This is a genomic window from Rhizobium skierniewicense Ch11, assembly GCF_023757665.1.
Taxonomy (GTDB): Bacteria; Pseudomonadota; Alphaproteobacteria; order Rhizobiales; family Rhizobiaceae; genus Agrobacterium; species Agrobacterium skierniewicense.
In genome coordinates this window covers 265,150-284,173 of the sequence record NZ_RXPG01000003.1, presented here as the reverse complement: position 1 = coordinate 284,173, position 19,024 = coordinate 265,150, and the positions used below count along the sequence as shown (strand labels likewise).

The window sequence follows — 19,024 nt, the reverse complement described above, 5'->3', positions numbered from 1 at the left end:
ATATCGAATCGACTCGTCCTGCAACAAAAACGCGCGCGACAATGACATCGTCCATTGCTGCGACATTTTCAGTTTACTTGGAGATAGCATGCTTTGGCTGGGGAAAAATGCTGACAATAAAAGTGTTCTGGACGCCTTGTCTGCTTCGCAAGCGGTGATTGAATTCGATCTCAAAGGTAATATTCTGACAGCAAACAAGAATTTTTGCGCCGTGTTGGGATATGATCTTGCCGAAATCATCGGAAAACATCATCGAGTTTTCTGCGATCCGAGTTATACGAACTCGAAAGCCTATTCGGATTTCTGGGCAAGCCTTGGCGCTGGAAAGTACGATGCGCGGGAATACAAACGCCTGCGCAAGGATGGAAGCGAAATCTGGATCGAAGCATCTTATAATCCGGTCTGCCGAGGCGGTAAGCCTTACAAGGTCGTAAAGATTGCAACCGATATCACGGCAAAAAAACTCAAAGCCGAAGAAGACGACAACAAGCTGCAAGCGATCTCGCGTTCTCAGGCGGTTATTGAGTTCACACCACACGGTGAAATCATTACCGCCAACGACAATTTCTGTGCCACGCTGGGTTATGGCCTGAGTGACATCGTTGGCAAGCACCATCGTCTATTCTGCGAGCCGACCTATGCAGCCTCTGCCGATTATGCGAATTTCTGGAAGCGTCTGGCGGCGGGGGAGTTTATATCAGACGAGTTTGTCCGCTTCGGCAAGAACGGGAAGGAAGTCTGGATACAGGCCGCCTATAATCCGATCGTCGATGGCAAGGGTCATGTTGTCAAAGTCGTAAAATTCGCGACGGATGTGACGCCGCGCATGAGCGCCATCAGCACGCTGGGCTCCGCCCTTCGCCTACTGGCCAGCGGCGAACTCCGCCAGAGCCTGAATACCCCTTTCGTACCCAGCATGGAAAAGCTTCGTGCCGATTTCAATGAGGTGATGAAGACACTTCGCTCCACCATGCAGACGGTCGCGCACAACTCGGCCACCATTGCGTCCGGCTCGGCTGAAATCCGCGTGGCGGCTGATCAACTCGCGCGCCGCACCGAACAACAGGCTGCATCGCTGGAGGAAAGCGCCGCCGCGCTGGAAGAAATCACCACCACGGTCAAGGATTCCAGCAGCCGCGCCAGCGAGGCCGGAAGGCTTGTTGCTTCCACCCGAAAGAGTGCCGAACGCTCCGGTGAAATCGTCCACCGTGCCATCGAGGCCATGGATGAGATATCTCAGTCATCGGGCGAGATCACGAGCATCATCAGCGTGATTGACGAGATCGCGTTCCAGACCAACCTTCTGGCATTAAACGCTGGCGTAGAGGCTGCCAGAGCAGGCGAAGCGGGCAAAGGCTTTGCTGTGGTGGCCCAGGAAGTGCGCGAACTGGCTCAGCGCTCTGCAAGCGCCGCAAAAGCGATCAAGGAACTCATCAGCAAGTCGCGCCAGCACGTCTCGAACGGTGTCGATCTCGTTGGACAAACGGGCGACGCGCTGAAGCAGATTGCTGAGCAGGTTGGGCAAATCGACCTGAACGTGGTTGCAATCGTCGAGGCATCACGCGAACAGGCCAACGGTTTGGCCGAAATTAATGACGCTGTAAACCTGATGGATCAGGCGACCCAGAAGAACGCGGCGATGGTCGAAGAAACCACCGCGGCAAGCCATGGACTGGCACGCGAGGCCGAAAGCCTGCGAGAATTGCTGACACAGTTTCAGGTGAACGACGGAGCGGTTTCGTTGACGTCACAGCCCAGATATTCGCAAGATCACGACGCACCGACACTGCCAAGGACCGCATCGGCCGGCCGTTAGGCCATCCACGAGATCAAAGGATAAAAGACGTCTCTAGCGAATTGAAAAAGGCGGCACAGGTGCCGCCTTTTTCTTTTCCATTTGGCAAAACAGTCAATCAGGTGAACAGAACGAACGTCTTCTGCAAGGTGATCCAGATACCCCAGACAATCGGAATACCAACGACCGCCCAGGCGATGGCCGCCTTGGCGTCGAAGCCACCCTTGCCTATGCCGAAGGAACCTGTTGGGCCACTGGTCGCAGCCGTCGTTTTGGCTTGAAGTGCCGCCACTTCGTTATCCGACATATACCATTTGTCTTCGAGCGGCTTGACCATGAGGTTGGCAATCAGGCCCAATACCAGCATGCCGGCCAAGATATACATCGTAAAGTCATAGACCTGCGCGCGCGGAATGCCCGCAGCGATCTGTGCTTCACGGATGTAGTTGACGACGACAGGACCAATAATGCCAGCCGTTGCCCATGCCGTCAGAAGACGACCATGGATCGCGCCAACGAACTGGGTGCCGAAGATATCGGCGAGGTAAGCCGGGATGGTCGCAAAGCCACCGCCATACATCGAGACGATGATGCAGAGCATGCCGACGAAAAGCGCCTTATTGCCGAGGCCAGCCGCCCAAGGCGACGAAGCGTAAAGCACGATACCGAGCGCAAAGAACGTGAAGTAGGTTGCCTTGCGCCCGATGCGGTCAGACAACGATGCCCAGAAGAAGCGACCCGCAATGTTGAACACGGACAGCAGACCGGTGAAGCCAGCAGCAATCGCCGCGATCTGAGCCAGTTGCTCAGGTGTCAGATCAGCAAACTTCACGTCAGGAAGACCGATCAGCGAACCGGCAAAGATTTCCTGTAGCATGGGCGACGCCATACCCAGGACGCCGATACCAGCCGATACGTTGAGGCACAGCACCAGCCAGATCATCCAGAACTGCTTGGTCTTGTGAGCATTCTTGAGGTGCACGTGGCGGGTTGTGATCATCGAGTTCTTGGCAGCAGGTGCCGTCCAGCCTTCAGGCTTCCAGCCTGCGGGTGGGATTCGGTATCCGAACGCGCCAGCCATCATGAAGACGAAATAGATCGCCGCCATGACAAGGAAGGTTTCCCAAACGCCGATGGACGCTTCGGTTCGGAAGTGGCGCATCAGCGCATCCGCAAGCGGAGCACCGATCATTGCGCCGCCGCCAAAGCCCATGATGGCCATGCCGGTTGCCATGCCACGACGGTCAGGGAACCACTTGATCAGGGTGGACACCGGAGAAATATAGCCAAGGCCAAGGCCGATACCCCCAATGACGCCAGCGCCGAACCACATCAGCCACAATTGGTGCGTCATGATGCCGATGGCAGCAATCGCCATACCGCCGCACCAGCAGATTGCGGAAACGAAACCGGCCTTGCGCGGGCCCGCCCGTTCCAGCCAGCCACCCCAGATGGCAGCAGAGCAACCGAGAAGAACGAAGAAGAGTGTGTAGATCCAGCCAAGGTCGCTGACGCGCCAGTCGCAGGTGGTGGTGAACAATGCCGAAGCAAGGTTGAGATCAGGGCAGGCAACTGTCGAGGTGATGCCGATTGCCTTCGTGAGTGGCAGCCAGAACACCGAGAAGCCGTATGCCATGCCGATGCAAAGATGGATCGCGAGCGCTGCCGGTGGAACCAGCCAGCGATTGAATCCAGGTTTTGCGATAATTCTTTCGCGGTCCAGAAGACCTGCACCCGCAGCCCCCGGCGCGAATGTCTCGTTCGTCGCAGTCATTGTGTGTCCCTCCATTCACCACGCGAGGCGTCATGAATTTGGATGTTGCTGTTCGCCTCGGGGTCCGTTGCGTGACCTGCAAGCAAATGCAAGTCCCGCAACGTTCCATCCGAAACAATGTCCCAAGCCCACGGACCCAACTGCGCGGGCGGCTCCTTCTTCGGGACGCTCACACGCAACTGGCCTGATGTGTTGCCACACTTGCTCAGCAATTTGCGTGCCAAAAATAAATTGTTTCTTATCAACAGGATGCACAATACGGCACGATTACATGAGACAATTTGTCCGGGACATCGCGACAAAATGTCCATATTTCTGCTTGATTTTCGCCGTAATTTCGGAGCGTTGAAAGCACAAGCTACCGAACGTCAAGTGCCTGCGGCAACCAGATCGTAAACACGGTCCCGGAACCAACAGTGCTCCTCACTGTGATCTCCCCGCCCTGTCGCGCGATCAGCATCTGGCTCACCGAAAGCCCAAGGCCCGTACCCTCTTGCTGCTTGGTCGTGAAAAAGGGATCGAAAATGCGATCCACGACATCCTCGCCAATCCCGACACCTGTATCGGTCACGCTGATGGCCACGCCGCGAGATCCGTGACGCTCCTCATCGTGGCTTCCAAGCGTCAACGTGCCACCATGCGGCATCGCGTGAGCGGCGTTGACGATGAGGTTGACCAGAACTTGCTGCAACTCCGTTCGGTTCATCGCCAGAAGTCCATTCGCCTTGTTGTTTTTGACAACCTCGATCCCGGCACGTGTCAGCACATGCTTGACGAGTGGCATGCAATCGGAAATCACCGTTTCGGGGTCTTGGCGCTCGATATAGCCAGCAAACTCTTCCGGCCTTGCAAATTGTAGCAGCTTGCCGACGATCCGGCTGATGCGATCCACCTGTTCGTCGATCAGATTGAATTCCGTCCTGGCTGCGTCCGCAGTCTTGCCCAGCATGCTCCGGGCGACCTCCAAATTCCCCTGAATGACGGCGATGGGATTGTTGATCTCATGGGCTACGCCAGCGGTAATTTCGCCAATCGTTGCCAGCTTTTCGGACATGACGAGCTGCTTGGTTGTCGCTTCGAGACGCAGATTGGCAAGTTGAAGTTCCTGCGTCCTTTCTTCGACACGTGCATTGAGCTCTTCATTCCACGCCCGCAACTCGCCTTCACGCTGCTGAAGACGTTGCAGCAGCCCGTCTAGATGCACTGCGACCTGCCCGATCTCATCGCCAGTCGGTGGCAAGCCTGTGCGGGCGCCCAGGTCACCATCATCGACCCTAGAGATGGTCTGGGTCATGCGCTCGAGCGGCTTGAAGATACTGCGGGCCCATCGCAGGAAAACCGGAATGCTGAGGATCGTAATACCTAAAAACGCAGCAATGACGGAACCGAGCGTTTCATACTTGGCGCGCGCAAACGGCGCCTCCAGAAAGCCGACATAAAGCATGCCGACGCGTTTTCCATAACTATCGACCAAGGGTTCGTAGGCCGAGATATACCAGTCATTGACGACGAAAGCGCTGTCCAGCCAGACCTTACCGGCTCCGAGAACCGTCGCCCGCACCGCCTCAGATACCCGGGTTCCCAAAGCACGCTGGTTCTCGAACAGACGCACATTCGTGCTGATGCGCACGTCGTCCAGAAACAGTGTCGCGGTCCCCTGGCTGCCCTCCGGCAGGCTGGCTTGCCGGTAGACAAGCTCATTGATCGTATCGATAAAATCGAGGTTCTGGTTGAGCAACCTTCCGCCGACCAGTGCCAGGGCCTGACCACCCGGCAAACGCAAAGGGCTTGCGGCATGGATCATCATTCCACGTGTTTCGAATATCTGACCCGTCGCTGCGTCTGGTGCTGGCGTGACTCCGATCCGCGCCCGATCCGCCAGACGAGGTGAAAGCCTCGTCAGATCCTCTTCGGAGAAGACATCCATGGCGTAGGATGCTTTGCCAGACAGCGCAGCGGCCCGAACTGGCCAATCCACGCGTGTCTTTTCCTCATCCGTTCCTGCACTCGCAGGAAGATCACCGTTGCCATCGACCAGAAACAGAAAATCGAGACCAAGTTTCTGACGGTTTTCCTCCAGAAGCCCGGCAAGGGCCGTTTTATTTCCCGCCAAAACGATATCCTGAAGCCGCGCGGAACCCGTGATCGCCTCCAACCGCTCGCCCGTATCCTCTAGGATCGTCACGAGATATTGGTGCGCAACGGTCAGGTCGCTGTTCACCTTGGTGATGAGCAGCGCATCCAGCTTACCGCTCCACCGCACCATGGTCACACCCAAAAGTAGGGGCAGAATGACGAGTGTCGGCAACAGCGCGATGGCCAGCAGCCGGAACCGAACCGACTTTAACGCACCAAAAACCCTTGAGTTTTCCGATTTCTCAGCCATGCCAGGACGACATCTTGCGATCGATCGTTTTTCGGGAAATGCCAAGACGGCGCGATGCCTCGTCCCTGTTTCCTGAAACGTCACTCAGAACCGCCAGAATATGCCGCCTCTCGACCTCTTCCAAGGTGCCAGCAGCGACTGCGACCGGAGCACCTCCGCGCAAATCCAGCGGGAAACGCCCGAGGATGAGGCTACGCTCAACAAAGTTTCGAAGTTCGCGGACATTTCCCGGCCAGCGATAAGCCAACAGCATCGTGCGTACGGCATCATCAATGGCGACCGGCGGCATACCAAGCTGCTGCGAAAGCTTGTGCATGAAAAGCTCCGTCAATTCCACCACATCGCGCTCACGGTCCCTGAGTGGCGCAAGATAGATCTCCATGACGTTGATCCGGTAAAACAGATCGGCGCGGAAACGCCCCTTTTCCACATCAGCAGCCAGATCGGCATTGGTAGCGAATATGAACCGGATGTCGATGGGCACCTCCCGCTCTGCACCCACCGGGCGCACCTTCCGGTCCTCGATCACGCGCAGCAACTTGCTTTGCAAGGCAACCGGCATCTCACCGATCTCATCCAGAAACAGCGTTCCGCCCTGTGCGTGCAGGAACAAGCCTTCGCGACGGCTCTCCGCTCCTGTAAAGGCGCCCTTCACATGGCCGAACAGTTCGGTTTCCAGCATATCTGCCGGAATGGCCGCGCAGTTGATCGGCACGAAGGGTTTTCCGGCGCGATCCGACAATTCGTGGATGGAATGCGCCAGAACTTCCTTACCCGTACCGGACTCACCCGTCAGCAAAACGGAGGTCGGAAGCGGTGCGACGCGGCTGATCATGTCGCGTGTCTGCTGGATCGTTGCTGAGCTACCCACCAGGCGGTCACGCAGAAACAAGTGATCTGAAGCCTTTTTCAGCTGATATTTCAAAGCAGAGTTTTCTCGCCGCAGATTGGATCGGTCGAGCGCCCGCGATATGGCATTCAATATCTGATTGGACCGAAACGGCTTCAGGACGAAATCAGCAGCACCTGCGCGTATCGCCTGAATGGCCGTATCAAGATCGGCATAGGCCGTCATCAGGATGGCATCCGCGTAAAAGCCGATTGCACGCTGGTCGGCCAGCCATTCCAGCCCCGTTTTCTTCGGCATGATGTTGTCGAGGATGACGATATCGAAGTGGCGTTCATCCAGCTTCTTCGTCGCCTGTGCCGTATCACCCGCCTCATCAACATAGGCGCAACGGGTCTCCAGCGTCCTCATCAGAAAGTTGCGCATGCCAGGTTCATCATCGACAATGAGAATGGACGCCTTTGCAAGCCAGGGGCCAAAATCGGTTTCCACCGCCGCCGGTCGCGTTTTTGAGATCAGGTCATGCTGCATAGTGCTCTCCGGGTGCCGCCATCGCAAAACGGTCCGTCAGATGTGTGCATGGAGATTGCAGCGTTGCAGCGTGACGTCGCCGACCGCGCCACATCAGGGCAATGGTGTATGGACGAATATCAAAGCTGCAACGGAAAGCAAAACGAATGATGCCATCAAGAGCACAATTCGGTTTTAGAGCGTTTCCTTGTTAAATGGAAACAGTTCTGTTGGTTCAAACGGGATCGACTGCTTGTCCGGAGGGCGCGTGGCGTAGCCTTAGCATACGGCCAAGCCGTCCGGGCAGGCAGATGGCCCGTTTCAACCAACCCGGAGGGCCGGGCATATTTCCGCCAGGACAAAGGCGATCGGCTCGACCGTACCTCAGGGTATGCCGTTGCCCAATCGCCTTTGTCCTGACGAAAATCTGCTCCGGCAGAACGTTTCCATTTAACAAGGAAATGCTCTAAGGCCCTCTATCGTAATGCGATCGGGGCGCGTGAATATCTCAAGGTCCTCACCACGGACCAGCGCGACCAATGTTATCCCCGCCTTCTCGGCGGTTTCGATGGCAAGCGCTGTGGGCGCTGAGACCGCGGCCAGAATTGGACTTCCGAGGATCGCTGCCTTCTGTACCATTTCTACCGAGAGGCGGCTGGTGACGACAATTGCACCTGCAGCACCCGGCGTCCCGCTGCGAAGCACGGCCCCCGCAAGCTTGTCCAGCGCGTTGTGCCGCCCGACATCCTCGCGCGCCGTGATCAGACCGGTTGCAGGATTGAAAAATCCGGCGCCATGCACGCCTCTGGTCTGACGAAAAAGAGGTTGCGCCTGATGAAGTGCATCCATCGCAACAACAAGATCATCGGCGTTCAGAGCAAGCTGTGTCATCGAAACGTCGGGAACAGGCCGCACAGCCTGTTCTATGGATTCGATGCCACACAGACCGCAACCCACAGGTCCGGCCATATGACGCCTGCGAAGACGTAACGCATCTGCCTGCTCATCAAGCAGCGTAACCTGCACATCAAACCCCTGCTCCGTCGCCACGACCTCAACGGCCTCTATCTGCGAGGGTTCGAGGATGATGCCTTCCGTCAAGCTGAAACCAACAGCAAAATCCTCGAGATCGACGGGCGATGCCATCATGACTGCATGGGTTGAGCCACCATAAGAAAAAGCGACCGGAACCTCTTCGGGGACATCGCGGTGGCCGACTGACACAAGCCCGTCGCGCCGGGAAATACGCTTGACCGTCCGAAATGCTTGCGTCGTCGACATGATATAACCTCAACAGATTGGGAGACCAACCAGACGATCTACCTAGAGCGTTTCCTTGTTAAATGGAAACGTTCTAAACCCCAAAATACAAAAAGCGGCCGATGAGGCCGCTTCAAGTGTCCACTTTGTGGGCAGTCATTCTTACGAACCCGCCCGGTGCTTTCAAGCAGCGACGAGAACCTCATGCAGGTTCGTCAATTCGTAAAGATGCCTTTCGAGCTTGGTCCGGTGCTCGTGGTGATGATTGCCTTCCTCGATTTCCGAACGTGCCGCATCGATACGCTTTTGCAAATCATCAGAGCTGATGTCGTCCGCAGATGTCGCCGACTCTGCAAGCAAGGTGCAGCCGCTTTGAACGATATCCGCGAAACCACCAAAAACAACATATTTATGCGTTTCGCCGGATGCGAACTTCGCCGTGACCAGACCAGGCTTGATCGTGGTCATGACGGGCGCATGGTTTGGCAGAATCGTCATCTCCCCGAGCGTAGCCGGAATGACGACTTCAGTGACCGTCTCGGAAACAAGCAGGCGCTCCGGAGAAACAAGTTCGAATTTGAAACTGTCGGCCATGGCTATTCACTTCTTTTTCGTTGCGCGACGGACAAAGGCGCGTGCAAGAGACACGCGCCCTCTTTTCGATATTAAGCGACTTCAGCAGCCATCTTCTTGGCCTTTTCGACGGCTTCTTCCATCGAACCAACCATATAGAAAGCAGCTTCCGGCAGGTGGTCGTATTCGCCGTTGACCAGACCCTTGAAGCCCTTGATCGTGTCTTCAAGAGCAACCAGCTTGCCGGGAGCGCCCGTGAAGATTTCAGCCACGAAGAATGGCTGCGACAGGAAGCGTTCGATCTTGCGAGCGCGCGCAACGGCGAGACGGTCTTCTTCAGACAGTTCGTCCATGCCGAGGATGGCGATGATGTCCTGCAGAGCCTTGTAGCGCTGCAAGGTCATCTGGACCTTACGGGCAACTTCGTAGTGCTCTTCGCCAACGATCAGCGGGTCGAGCATGCGCGACGTCGAGTCGAGCGGGTCCACAGCCGGGTAAATACCCTTTTCAGCGATCGAACGTGACAGAACCGTCGTTGCGTCCAAGTGGGCGAACGAGGTTGCTGGTGCAGGGTCGGTCAAATCGTCGGCGGGAACGTAAATAGCCTGAACCGAGGTAATCGAACCCTTGGTCGTCGTCGTGATGCGTTCTTGCATCTGGCCCATGTCGGTTGCCAGCGTTGGCTGATAACCCACAGCGGAAGGAATACGGCCCAAGAGAGCCGAAACTTCGGAACCAGCCTGCGTAAAGCGGAAGATGTTGTCCACGAAGAACAGAACGTCCTGGCCCTTGTCGCGGAAGTCTTCCGCAATCGTCAGACCCGTTAGAGCAACACGAGCACGCGCGCCTGGTGGTTCGTTCATCTGGCCGTACACGAGCGCAGCCTTGGAGCCTTCGCCGCCGCCGTGCTTGTTAACGCCGGATTCGATCATTTCGTGGTAAAGGTCATTGCCTTCGCGGGTACGTTCACCCACGCCAGCGAAGACCGAGTAACCGCCGTGCGCCTTGGCCACGTTGTTGATCAGTTCCATGATCAGAACGGTCTTGCCAACGCCAGCGCCGCCGAACAGACCGATCTTGCCGCCCTTTGCGTATGGCGCCAGGAGGTCAACGACCTTGATGCCCGTGACCAGGATTTGGCCATCTGTCGACTGTTCAACGTAGGATGGTGCTTCCTGGTGAATGGCACGCGTGCCCGAGGTGACCAGAGGACCGGCTTCGTCAACTGGCTCGCCGATGACGTTCATGATTCGGCCGAGCGTCTCAGGACCAACGGGAACGGTGATCGGAGCGCCCGTATCACGGACGGACTGACCGCGAACCAGACCTTCTGTCGAGTCCATGGCGATGGTACGCACGACGTTTTCGCCGAGGTGCTGCGCAACTTCGAGAACCAGACGGTTGCCGTTATTGTCAGTTTCAATCGCGTTGAGGATCGCAGGCAGATCGCCTTCGAACGCCACGTCGACAACAGCGCCGATAACCTGCTGAACCTTGCCGGTCGCGCCAGTAATCGCTGCGGTTTTCTTTGGGGTAGCTGCCTTAGCCATTATCCTTACCCTCTTTCCTTAACCTCAGAGCGCTTCCGCGCCCGAAATGATTTCAATCAGTTCCTTGGTGATCTGAGCCTGACGCTGACGGTTATAGGAAAGCGTCAGCTTGTTGATCATTTCACCGGCGTTGCGCGTGGCGTTGTCCATCGCGCTCATCTTGGCACCCATTTCGCCAGCCACGTTTTCGAGCAAAGCCCGGAAAACCTGAACAGAAATGTTGCGCGGAATAAGGTCTTCCAGAATGGAAGCCGCATCCGGCTCGTATTCATAAATCGCCGTCGTTGCAGACTGCTCAACATCGACCGCAGGGGCGGCAGCAGGAATAAGCTGCAGACCTGTCGGAATTTGGCTGATGACCGACTTGAACTCGGAGTAGATCAGCGTGCAGACATCGAACTCACCGGCGTTGAAACGCGCGATGATCTTCTTTGCGATACCGTCGGCGTTCTCGAAACCCACCCGCTTCACGTCACGCAGTTCAATGCGTTCGATGATGTTGGACGAGAACTCACGACGCAGACTATCATAGCCTTTTTTGCCGACAGTCATGATCTTGACCGTCTTGCCTTCTGCGATCAGCCTGCGGGCACGATCACGAGCAAAACGGGAAATCTGTGCATTGAAACCACCGCAAAGGCCACGATCAGCCGTGCAGACGACGAGCAGATGCACGTCGTCCTTGCCGGTACCGGTCATCAGAAGCGGAGCAACGTCTGCCTCGACCGCCTGGGCGATATTTGCAAGAACGGCGCCCATGCGCTGCGAGTAAGGCCGGGCGGCCTCCGCAGCTTCCTGGGCGCGCCGAAGCTTCGCCGCGGCGACCATTTTCATCGCCTTGGTAATCTTCTGCGTCGCCTTTACGGAGGCAATGCGGTTTTTCAGATCCTTTAGTGAAGGCATCCGTTATCCGTCCCAGTCACGAGGCTAATCAGGAGAAAGACTTGGCGAAGTTCTCAAGGGCAGTCTTCAACTTTCCCTTGGTGTCGTCGCTAACAGCCTTTTCCGTGCGGATGGTGTCGAGAATGGCCTTGCCTTCCGAGCGGAGGTAAGAAAGCAGACCCTGCTCGAACTTGCCGATATCTGCAACAGCGACCTTATCCAGGTAACCGTTCACACCAGCGAAGATCACTGCAACCTGTTCTTCCGTCTTGAGTGGAGAGAACTGCGGCTGCTTGAGCAATTCGGTCAGACGTGCACCACGGTTCAGCAGGCGCTGCGTAGAAGCATCGAGGTCGGAACCAAACTGAGCAAACGCTGCCATTTCACGATACTGGGCAAGCTCACCCTTGATCGAACCGGCAACCTGCTTCATGGCCTTGATCTGAGCGGCAGAACCAACGCGCGAGACCGACAGACCAACGTTAACAGCCGGACGGATACCCTGATAGAACAGGTCTGTCTCGAGGAAGATCTGGCCGTCTGTGATCGAGATCACATTGGTCGGAATGAACGCCGAAACGTCGTTACCCTGCGTTTCGATGACAGGCAGAGCCGTCAGCGAACCGTTCCCAGCATCGTCGCCCATCTTGGCGGCGCGCTCGAGAAGACGCGAGTGCAGATAGAAGACGTCGCCAGGATAAGCTTCGCGGCCTGGAGGACGGCGCAGAAGAAGCGACATCTGACGGTAGGCAACGGCCTGCTTGGAAAGGTCATCGTAACCGATCAGCGCATGCATGCCGTTATCGCGGAAGTATTCGCCCATGGCGCAACCGGCAAACGGTGCCAGATACTGCATTGGAGCAGGATCGGAAGCCGTTGCAGCAACGATGATGGAGTACTGCAGAGCGCCACGCTCTTCCAGAACCTTCACGAACTGGGCAACCGTCGAACGCTTCTGGCCGATAGCGACGTAGACGCAATACAGCTTTTCGCTGTCTGGGCCACTGTCATGAATAGCCTTCTGGTTCAGGATCGTATCGAGAATGATCGCGGTCTTGCCTGTCTGGCGGTCACCGATAACAAGCTCGCGCTGGCCACGACCAACCGGGATCAGGGCATCGATGGCCTTGAGGCCTGTCGACATAGGCTCGTGAACGGACTTGCGTGGAATGATACCGGGAGCCTTGACGTCAACACGTGAACGACGCGTTGCGCTGATCGGGCCCTTGCCGTCGATCGGATTGCCGAGAGCATCGACCACGCGGCCGAGAAGCTCTGGACCAACAGGAACGTCAACGATAGCGCCGGTCCGCTTGACGGTGTCGCCTTCCTTGATGTCACGGTCAGAACCGAAAATAACAACGCCGACGTTGTCGTTTTCAAGGTTGAGCGCCATGCCGCGAATGCCGCCTGGGAACTCGACCATTTCACCGGCCTGAACATTGTCGAGGCCGTAAACGCGGGCAATACCATCACCGACGGAAAGCACCTGGCCGACTTCCGAGACTTCCGCCTCGTTGCCGAAATTTTTGATCTGGTCTTTTAGAATTGCGGAAATTTCCGCGGCGCGGATATCCATCAGCCAACCTCTTTCAGTGCAAGCTTAAGGGTGGAAAGTTTGGTGCGAAGAGACGTATCTGTCTGGCGCGAGCCAACCTTGACGATGAGGCCGCCAAGAATGGATGGATCGATGGTCAGAGCGACCTTCACATCCTTACCAGTAACGCTCTTCAGCGCCGCTTTCAGTTCAGTTTCCTGCGCTTCATCCAGCGCATGGGCCGAGGTAACCTCGGCGGTAATCTCACCGCGATGAGCGGCAACGAATTCACGATAGGCAACGACCATCCCAGGAACCGCGAACAAACGACGATTGCTGGCAACAACCTTGAGGAAGTTTGCAGTCAATCCAGTGATGCCCGCCTTTTCCGCAATGGCGGAAATAGCGCTTGACTGTTCTTTCGCCGAGAAGACCGGGCTCGCAACCAGACGCTTCAGATCTGCGCTTTCGTTAAGCAAGCCCTGAAACTTGTCGAGGTCGGCACCAACCGCGTCAACGACACCCGCTTCCAAGGCAAGCTCGAAAAGCGACAACGCGTACCTTTCCGCTACACCGGATGTTCCATGGGAGGTATCTGCCACGGGCACTTTTTCCCTGCTAATCGTTCAAGAAGACCGGGCCGCCTGTTAAGCTTTCCAAATTCTTGAAATCGTTTCAATTTCCCCGAATAAGGCCGGAATTCCCCCCTGCCTTATCTCGATTTCGCGGTCCGTCTACCATAGGACGCCGGGACTCGCAACACGCGTAGTAACGGAAACTGTCTTTTGGGCAAGAGGGATAGCGTTAAATTTTCCGACATCAGCCCAGAAACAGGATGAGGAAAGAGCGATCTTCCTTGATCGGTTCTCAAACCCACCCAAAAACATACATAAGCGGTAATATCGCAAGCGCCGAATGCACAACCAGAAGTAAGCAATTTCGCACAGTTGCGCCTCCATCGGACAGGATAGAGAGCACAGCACCGAAGACAGCTATCGCGAAAGATATCCCGAACGCCAGGTAGACCATTGGCTGCGCCAAAAGCAAAGCGCTTGCACCAAAGCCCAGATAGAAACCCGCAAGCGAAGAGCGCAACAGCACGAGACCGTCACGGCGCTCGGTCAGATGTTGCAGGCCGAATAGCCGGAACGTCACCCCCGGTGCAAACATGATGACGAGGCCGATGATCGCCGATACGGCGGCGGCCGAGAAAGCCAGTTGTTCGCCAAATTCTGTCGGAAAATAAAATTCCATAGGATGTCCCCAAATCAGTGTTCCCCTGCCGCCTTATGGCATGGTCGCGGGATCATCGAAAGAAGGTCAGAGAAAACTTTGTGGATCGATATCGACCTGTACATGGATCGAACCGCGCTCCTTGGGACCGCTGCCCAACATCGCACGCATGAAGGATTGCATGTCCGAATTTCGTTTTCCATGCACGAGCAGGCGGAACCGGTAACGCCCACGGATCAGGGCCAACGGCGCTTCTGCGGGGCCCAGCAGCATGATGCCGGACGCTGGAGGCGCTGACGCCCGCAAACCCCGGGCATGCGTTTCTGCCTCGCCACGCGTATCGGCAGAGATGATGATGGACGCCAGCCGTCCGAAGGGTGGCAGCAGGGCTTTTTCCCGCTCGATCACTTCCCGCTCGTAAAAGGCTGCAGCGTCGCCGGAGACGATGGCCTGCATGACCGGGTGCTGCGGTTGGTAGGTCTGCAACAAGCCATGACTTTTGAGGCCTGTACGACCGGCGCGGCCCGTCACCTGTGACAAAAGCTGGAACGTGCGCTCCGCTGCGCGGGGGTCGCCATTGGCAAGACCGATATCCGCATCCACGATGCCAACGAGCGTCATGAGCGGGAAGTTATGCCCCTTGGCCACCAGTTGGGTGCCGATGACGATGTCCGCCTCGCCTTTGACGATGGCCTCCAGCTCCAGCCGCAACCGCTTGACGCCCATCAGGTCTGAAGACAGCACGATGGTGCGCGCCTCGGGGAAGTGTTTCTCCACCTCCTCGGCAATGCGCTCCACACCGGGGCCGCAAGCGGCCAGGTGATCGAAGGTGCCGCATTCGGGGCAATGATCCGGCGTCGGTTGATTATGGCCGCACTGGTGACACTGCAATTGGCTGCGGAACCGATGTTCGACAAGCCAGCTCGAACATTGCGGGCACTGGAAACGATGCCCGCAGACTCTGCAAAGCGTCAGCGGTGCATAACCACGCCTGTTCAGAAACAGCAGCGATTGCTCACCCTTCTCCATGGTTTTGGCGATGCCCCGCAACAGCACCGGCGACAGGAATCCACCTCTTTCCGGGGGATGACGACGCATGTCGACCAGATGCAGGTCCGGCATGGCTGCGTTGCCAAAGCGCGTGTGCAGATGAATGGTGTTGTAACGACCGGAGGTGCCGTTGACCTGACTTTCGACAGATGGTGTCGCAGACACGAGTACCACCGGAAAGTCGGCGATCCGCGCCCGCACCACCGCCATGTCACGCGCATTATAGTAGACGCGATCTTCCTGCTTGTAGGCCGGGTCATGCTCCTCATCGACGATGATGAGACCAAGATTGTCGAAGGGCAGGAAGAGCGCTGAACGTGCTCCGGCGACCACCCGCACCTCGCCCGTCACAGTCTGCCGCCAAACCTTCTCACGCATGCGCGGCGAAAGATCGGAATGCCACTCGGCAGGCTTGGCGCCGAAGCGGTCTTGAAAGCGCTCAAGAAACGAGGCTGTCAGCGCGATTTCCGGCAGCAGGATCAAAACCTGTTTGCCCTGTCGCAGCGTCTCGGCCACCGCCTCGAAATAGACCTCGGTCTTGCCGGAGCCCGTCACGCCGTCGATCAACGAAACGGCAAATCCACCATTTTTGACATCCTCCAGAATTTCAGAGGCTGCCTGCTTTTGCGGGCCTTCGAGACGGGCCTCGGTATAATCCGGGTCCGGCTCTGCCACGACGGAGGGCGCTGGCAGGAATATGGTTTCGAAAATGCCCTGCTTGGCAAGACCGTCGATGACGCTAGCAGACACACCGGCCGCGTTGGCAAGGCCGCTTTTGGTCCAGGCCTGCCCCTCTGCGGCAAGTTCCAGCACCCGCTCACGCGCTGGCGTCAATCGTTCCGGCCGCGCATCCGTCAGCCGCAAACCTTCGATCATCGGTTCGGGATCGAACGCTGCTGGCGCCCGCAATGCCATACGCGCCACCAGGCCGGGCGGTGACAGCGTGTAGGCCGCAACCCAATCGATGAAGCGGCGCATTTCCTCGCGCATCGACGGGCAATCGAATGTTTTCGTAATCGGACGAAGTTTCTTTGGATCGACGGTCGTACCGTCGCTTTTATCCCAGACCACGCCAATGACCTGTCGCGGGCCCAGGGGCACCTGCACCACCGAACCCGGCTCGACCACCATATCTGCCGGAACCGCATAGCTATATGGCCCCGGCGCCGGCAAGGGCACCAGAACGGGTACGGCCGAAACAGGGTCGGACGAAGCGGGCTTGCGCTGATCAAACAACGCCCCGAACAGATCGGTCGAATCTTTTGCCATGACGCTGGCGACAATGCCCTCTGGAAACGGGAAAGGGAACCTTTAGCGGACAGCAGCCCGCAATGTCATCTGCATTTTAACCAAATACAGATGGCACATGTTTTAGGATCACCCGGAAACAACAGGATAATCGCCTTGGATGACATTCTTATTTTTGCCGATCAGGAGCTTTTGAAGGAGCGTCAACTCTGGCTATCCTCGCTTGAAGGCGAGCGGCGGCTGGCTGACAACACGCTGGAAGCCTATGAGCGCGATACCAGACAATATCTCATGTTCATGACGGGTTACCTCGGCCATCCGACACGCATCAAGGATGTCAGCAATCTGCGTCCCGTCGATCTGAGAGCCTTTCTCGCCGCCCGTCGCAAGCAGGGCGATGGCGCCCGTTCGCTTGGTCGCCATCTTGCCGGTCTTCGCTCTTTTCTCCGTCATCTGGAGAAAAAAGGGTTGGTCAATGCCGCAGGTGCCACCGCGATGCGTTCACCGAAACAACCCAAATCGCTGCCCAAGCCGTTGACGGATCGCCAGGCGTTGAAAATCACCACCGCGGATGGCCAACTGTCCGACGAGCCGTGGATTGCCGCACGCAATTCCGCAGTCCTCGCGCTGCTTTACGGCTGCGGTCTGCGGATATCCGAAGCCCTCGATCTGACGGCGTCCGATTTGACTGCGGGAACCCGCAGCCTGCGGGTCACCGGCAAAGGCAACAAGATGCGGATCGTCCCGCTCCTTCCAGTGGTTCTCGAAGCCGTCGACGCCTACCGCAAGCTTTGCCCCTATCATCTGGCACCAGATGAACCTCTGTTTCTCGGTGCACGCGGCGGCAAACTCCAGCCAGCCATCGTCCAGCGGGAGATGCAGAAATTAAGGGGCGCATTCGGCCTGCCGGAGAATGCCACACCCCACGCACTCCGCCACTCCTTCGCCACGCACCTGTTGGCAGGTGGCGGTGACCTTCGCACCATTCAGGAATTGCTGGGACATGCCAGCCTCTCGACAACACAAATCTACACAGGGGTCGATACAGCACGACTGCTGGAAATCTACGACAACGCCCATCCACGCGCGTGACAACCTATGCTTTCGAGCGATGATTAAAAAGAACCAAGCCGTAACGATTTATTAACCACGAACGTTAACCGTCCATGCAAAACCCCGCTCTTATAAGCGATGGCATGAAACGGGGGTGATTCGATGATTGTTCTTTCCAGACCGCAAAACATGACATCCCTCCTGATGGGCCGCATCGGCGATGCGTTGTTATGGCTGTTTGCGTCCGTGCATCTCATTGCCTTAGCTGTTCTCGTACTGACATTGTTCTCGCTTTCCGAAGTGCAGGCCGCCGAGCCAGCCACTGCGTGTGCAGGCAAAGACATCCTTGTCGATATGCAAGAGAACGACACCACGCGCTACGACGCGATCGTTGCCGAGGCCAAGATGGTTCCAAATGGCAAGGGCACGTTCTGGAAAATCGAAAGAGCTGGCTCAGAACCTTCCTGGTTGCTCGGCACCATGCATATTTCCGACCCGCGCGTTCTGGCCATGCCGGATGGCGCGAAGGCAGCCTTCGACAAAGCGGCAACCGTCATCGTTGAATCGGATGAAATCACCAGTCAGCAGCAGGCAACCGTGAAGCTGCTTGCAGAGCCGGAATTGACGATGTTCACTGATGAGAAATCCATCACCGACATGCTGTCGAAAGAGCAAATCGTGAAACTCGAAACCGGTCTGAAAGAACGCGGTATTCCGCTCAACGCCGTACTGAAAATGAAACCGTGGATATTGTCGAGCTTCGTTGCACTGCCCGCATGCGAATTTGCCCGCAAGGCGCGCGGCGCCAGCTTTCTGGACATGAAGCTTGCCAATGATGCTTTGGCTGATGGCAAGCAACTGGTAGGTCTGGAAACCGTTCTGGAACAGATGAAGGCACTGTCCGATTTGCCCATGTCCTTCCACGTTCAGTCCCTGATCGACATGCTGCAACTGGGCGACCGTATGGAAGACGTCATGGCGACCATGATCGACCTTTACCTGAAGGGCGAGGTCGGCATGATCATGCCGATGATGAAAAGCATCGACGCCAATCTGGGTGAACGGCAGGATGGATACGACGCCTTCGAGCAACGCATCATCACTGATCGCAACCACGTCATGGCTGATGGTGCGGCACAGCATCTGGAAAAAGGCAACGTCTTCATGGCCGTCGGTGCCCTGCACTTAACCGGCAAGGAAGGCGTTATCGAACTGTTGCGCACCAAGGGCTTCACACTGACCGCCATCAACTAACCCGCACGCATAGCCTAACCCCTTGTAAAATTAGGAAATTCTAAAACTAAATATCTATGCGGTATGCAACTT

General features: G+C 56.8%; 14 protein-coding genes. 3 read left to right on the top strand and 11 right to left on the bottom strand.

Translation table 11 applies throughout. The annotated features are described in order from the left end of the window. Window positions 1–88: 88 nt before the first annotated feature. Window positions 89–1,816 carry a methyl-accepting chemotaxis protein gene (locus tag EKM04_RS02940; protein WP_183896238.1) on the top strand — a complete coding sequence of 576 codons (1,728 nt, stop codon included), beginning with the start codon at window positions 89–91 and terminating at the stop codon, window positions 1,814–1,816. Window positions 1,817–1,913: 97 nt separating this feature from the next. Here EKM04_RS02940 and EKM04_RS02935 read toward each other — a convergent pair whose 3' ends face one another. The 11 genes from EKM04_RS02935 to EKM04_RS02885 all read right to left on the bottom strand — a co-directional run bounded on the left by EKM04_RS02935 (window position 1,914) and on the right by EKM04_RS02885 (window position 16,666). Next, complete coding sequence (locus EKM04_RS02935; protein WP_183896240.1) at window positions 1,914–3,569, bottom strand: OFA family MFS transporter; 1,656 nt, start codon at window positions 3,567–3,569, stop codon at window positions 1,914–1,916. A 358-nt stretch (window positions 3,570–3,927) separates the two neighbouring features. After that, window positions 3,928–5,955: a sensor histidine kinase gene (locus EKM04_RS02930; RefSeq protein WP_183896242.1), complete on the bottom strand. Its 2,028-nt coding sequence runs from the start codon at window positions 5,953–5,955 to the stop codon at window positions 3,928–3,930. Further along, window positions 5,948–7,333 (bottom strand): sigma-54-dependent transcriptional regulator, encoded by a 1,386-nt coding sequence (locus EKM04_RS02925; protein WP_183896243.1) that lies wholly within the window; start codon window positions 7,331–7,333, stop codon window positions 5,948–5,950. The genes EKM04_RS02930 and EKM04_RS02925 overlap by 8 nt, the downstream gene beginning before the upstream one ends. A gap of 429 nt (window positions 7,334–7,762) precedes the next feature. After that, window positions 7,763–8,593: a formate dehydrogenase accessory sulfurtransferase FdhD gene (gene fdhD, locus EKM04_RS02920; RefSeq protein WP_183896246.1), complete on the bottom strand. Its 831-nt coding sequence runs from the start codon at window positions 8,591–8,593 to the stop codon at window positions 7,763–7,765. A 162-nt stretch (window positions 8,594–8,755) separates the two neighbouring features. Further along, window positions 8,756–9,166, bottom strand: a complete 411-nt coding sequence (locus EKM04_RS02915) for a F0F1 ATP synthase subunit epsilon (protein WP_174154225.1) — start codon at window positions 9,164–9,166, stop codon at window positions 8,756–8,758. A gap of 71 nt (window positions 9,167–9,237) precedes the next feature. Next, complete coding sequence (gene atpD / locus EKM04_RS02910) at window positions 9,238–10,695, bottom strand: F0F1 ATP synthase subunit beta (protein WP_174154226.1); 1,458 nt, start codon at window positions 10,693–10,695, stop codon at window positions 9,238–9,240. Between the two features lie 24 nt (window positions 10,696–10,719). After that, window positions 10,720–11,598, bottom strand: a complete 879-nt coding sequence (locus tag EKM04_RS02905; protein WP_183896248.1) for a F0F1 ATP synthase subunit gamma — start codon at window positions 11,596–11,598, stop codon at window positions 10,720–10,722. A 28-nt stretch (window positions 11,599–11,626) separates the two neighbouring features. Then, a complete protein-coding gene (gene atpA, locus EKM04_RS02900; protein WP_183896249.1) occupies window positions 11,627–13,156 on the bottom strand; it encodes a F0F1 ATP synthase subunit alpha in 1,530 nt (509 codons plus the stop codon). Further along, window positions 13,156–13,722, bottom strand: a complete 567-nt coding sequence (locus EKM04_RS02895; RefSeq protein ID WP_183896251.1) for a F0F1 ATP synthase subunit delta — start codon at window positions 13,720–13,722, stop codon at window positions 13,156–13,158. The genes atpA and EKM04_RS02895 overlap by 1 nt, the downstream gene beginning before the upstream one ends. Window positions 13,723–13,981: 259 nt before the next feature. After that, on the bottom strand, window positions 13,982–14,368 hold the full coding sequence (locus EKM04_RS02890; RefSeq protein WP_174154230.1) for an AGROH133_08824 family phage infection protein: 387 nt from the start codon (window positions 14,366–14,368) through the stop codon (window positions 13,982–13,984). Between the two features lie 66 nt (window positions 14,369–14,434). Beyond that, the gene (locus EKM04_RS02885; RefSeq protein WP_183896253.1) at window positions 14,435–16,666 is read right to left on the bottom strand and encodes a primosomal protein N'; all 2,232 of its coding nucleotides are present in this window, start codon (window positions 16,664–16,666) and stop codon (window positions 14,435–14,437) included. A gap of 135 nt (window positions 16,667–16,801) precedes the next feature. On the opposite strand from EKM04_RS02885, the gene EKM04_RS02880 reads away from it, so the two are divergent. Next, window positions 16,802–17,737, top strand: coding sequence for a tyrosine recombinase XerC (locus EKM04_RS02880; protein ID WP_183896255.1), 936 nt, complete (start codon window positions 16,802–16,804; stop codon window positions 17,735–17,737). 123 nt (window positions 17,738–17,860) lie between these two features. After that, a complete protein-coding gene (locus tag EKM04_RS02875; protein ID WP_183896257.1) occupies window positions 17,861–18,952 on the top strand; it encodes a TraB/GumN family protein in 1,092 nt (363 codons plus the stop codon). The last annotated feature ends 72 nt before the right edge of the window (window positions 18,953–19,024 follow it).

What these genes read in the sequence shown, in the direction of transcription:
- EKM04_RS02875 (WP_183896257.1), top strand. Translation starts at nt 17,861, where the DNA reads ATGATTGTTCTTTCCAGACCGCAAAACATGACATCCCTCCTGATGGGC.
- EKM04_RS02890 (WP_174154230.1), bottom strand. Translation starts at nt 14,368, where the DNA reads ATGGAATTTTATTTTCCGACAGAATTTGGCGAACAACTGGCTTTCTCG.
- EKM04_RS02885 (WP_183896253.1), bottom strand. Translation starts at nt 16,666, where the DNA reads ATGGCAAAAGATTCGACCGATCTGTTCGGGGCGTTGTTTGATCAGCGC.
- EKM04_RS02935 (WP_183896240.1), bottom strand. Translation starts at nt 3,569, where the DNA reads ATGACTGCGACGAACGAGACATTCGCGCCGGGGGCTGCGGGTGCAGGT.
- EKM04_RS02905 (WP_183896248.1), bottom strand. Translation starts at nt 11,598, where the DNA reads ATGCCTTCACTAAAGGATCTGAAAAACCGCATTGCCTCCGTAAAGGCG.
- atpA (WP_183896249.1), bottom strand. Translation starts at nt 13,156, where the DNA reads ATGGATATCCGCGCCGCGGAAATTTCCGCAATTCTAAAAGACCAGATC.
- EKM04_RS02915 (WP_174154225.1), bottom strand. Translation starts at nt 9,166, where the DNA reads ATGGCCGACAGTTTCAAATTCGAACTTGTTTCTCCGGAGCGCCTGCTT.
- EKM04_RS02930 (WP_183896242.1), bottom strand. Translation starts at nt 5,955, where the DNA reads ATGGCTGAGAAATCGGAAAACTCAAGGGTTTTTGGTGCGTTAAAGTCG.
- EKM04_RS02925 (WP_183896243.1), bottom strand. Translation starts at nt 7,333, where the DNA reads ATGCAGCATGACCTGATCTCAAAAACGCGACCGGCGGCGGTGGAAACC.
- fdhD (WP_183896246.1), bottom strand. Translation starts at nt 8,593, where the DNA reads ATGTCGACGACGCAAGCATTTCGGACGGTCAAGCGTATTTCCCGGCGC.
- atpD (WP_174154226.1), bottom strand. Translation starts at nt 10,695, where the DNA reads ATGGCTAAGGCAGCTACCCCAAAGAAAACCGCAGCGATTACTGGCGCG.
- EKM04_RS02940 (WP_183896238.1), top strand. Translation starts at nt 89, where the DNA reads ATGCTTTGGCTGGGGAAAAATGCTGACAATAAAAGTGTTCTGGACGCC.